This window comes from Frankia sp. AgKG'84/4 (genome assembly GCF_023242965.2).
Taxonomy (GTDB): domain Bacteria; phylum Actinomycetota; class Actinomycetes; order Frankiales; family Frankiaceae; genus Frankia.
This window is the reverse complement of record NZ_JALKFU020001061.1, coordinates 1-1,558: the sequence shown is the minus strand read 5'-3', so window position 1 is coordinate 1,558 and position 1,558 is coordinate 1. Positions and strand designations below refer to the sequence as shown.

At 76.5% G+C, this 1,558-nt stretch carries 2 protein-coding genes; one reads left to right on the top strand and one right to left on the bottom strand.

What is annotated here, in order from left to right; translation table 11 throughout:
• The coding region (locus MXD58_RS27280) for a polyprenyl synthetase family protein (RefSeq protein ID WP_250610842.1) at positions 1 to 873 on the bottom strand (873 nt) is incomplete at its 3' end.
• Between the two features lie 23 nt (positions 874 to 896).
• Here MXD58_RS27280 and MXD58_RS27275 point away from each other — a divergent pair.
• Positions 897 to 1,558: DUF4097 family beta strand repeat-containing protein (locus MXD58_RS27275; RefSeq protein ID WP_250610840.1), on the top strand; the 662-nt coding region annotated here is incomplete at its 3' end.

Genomic DNA, 1,558 nt, shown 5'->3' with positions numbered 1-1,558 from the left:
CGGCGAGCCGATCAGGGCCCGCAGCCGGGTCGCGGCTGCCGGGCCGGCGTGCGCGAGGGCCAGGGACAGCAGCGCGTTCGGCCGTCCGGCCCGCAGGTCGCTGCCGACGGGCTTGCCGGTGACCGCCGGGTCGCCGAAGAGATCCAGGACGTCGTCGCGTAGCTGGAACGCCGCGCCCAGCGGGCGGCCGAACGCGGCGTAGGCGGCCAGCAGGCCCGGTCGCGGCCCGGCGAGCACCGCCCCGAGCTGCAATGGGCGGATCACGGTGTAGCCGGCGGTCTTGTACTGGGCTATCCGCGCCACCCGCCCGCCGTCCGCCCGGGCGCTCCCGGCGTCGTCGACCGGCCCGCTGGTGAGGTCGAGGTACTGGCCGGCGACGAGCTCCCCGCGCATCCGGGCGTACGTCGGCCAGGCGCGCGCGAGCGACCCGGGCGCCAGGCCGCTGGCCATGAGCAGATCGTCGGCCCAGGTCAGGAACAGATCACCGAGCAGGATCGCGGCCGATCGGCCGAAACCCTCCGGGTCGCCGGGCAGGGCCTCGTCGCGGTGCAGCGCGGCGAGGCGGCGGTGCGCGCTGGGCTGGCCGCGGCGCAGCTCCGAGCCGTCCATGACGTCGTCGTGCACCAGCGCGCAGGCGTGTAGCACCTCCAGGGATGCCGCCGCCCGCACGATCTCGTCACAGTCCGGGCCGCCGGCGCCGCGCCAGCCCCAGTAGCAGAACGCCGGCCGGACCCGCTTGCCGTCGCCGAGCAGCACGTCCTCGGCTACCCGGACGAACGGGGCGAGGTCGGCGTCGATGTCGCGCAGCGACTCGCCGCGGGCGGCGGCGAACTGGCGTAGTACCACGGACACCCGCGGGCGCGGATCGGTCATCGACGGTCGGGGTACCGTGCGGTGTGCCTGGCTTCGACCCCTCCGCGTTCGACACGGTGATCGTGCTGGTCGCCGTGCTGCTGCTGGCCGCCGCGCTGGGCGGACTGTCCCTGTTGCGGCTGCCGCCCGCCGAGCTCGTCCACACCGTTGACGGTATCGACGCCGTCGAGGTCATGGCGGGGGCGGGCCGGATCGAGGTGTCCCAGCGCGACCGCGCGGACGTGCGGGTCGAGCTCACGGTCCGGCGCCGTCCCGGCCGCGCGGCCCCCGTCGCGACCACCGCGGGGTCGCTGCTGCGGATCGACGGACGGCGCAGCGACGTGCGGGTGCGGCTGACGGTGCCGCCCGGCACCCGGGTCCGCGCTGAGGTCCACACCGGCGAGATCACCCTGTGGGGCGTGCGGGGAGAGCTGGCGCTGGTCACCCTGGACGGAACGATCGCCGGCCGGGAGCTCGGCCCCGGCCCCGTCGCCGCCCGCAGCCGCGGCGGCGATGTCAACCTGCACTTCGACCAGGCGCCCGGCTCCGTCCACGCCCGCAGCGACTCCGGCCTGGTCACGGTCATGCTTCCCGATGGCGAGTACGGCGTGCAGGTGGAGGCGGGCGATCCGCGCGGGGTCGAGCTGGGGCTCACCCCGGTGCCGGGCGCCGCGCGCCGGGTGGTCGCCCGCACGACGTCCGGCCG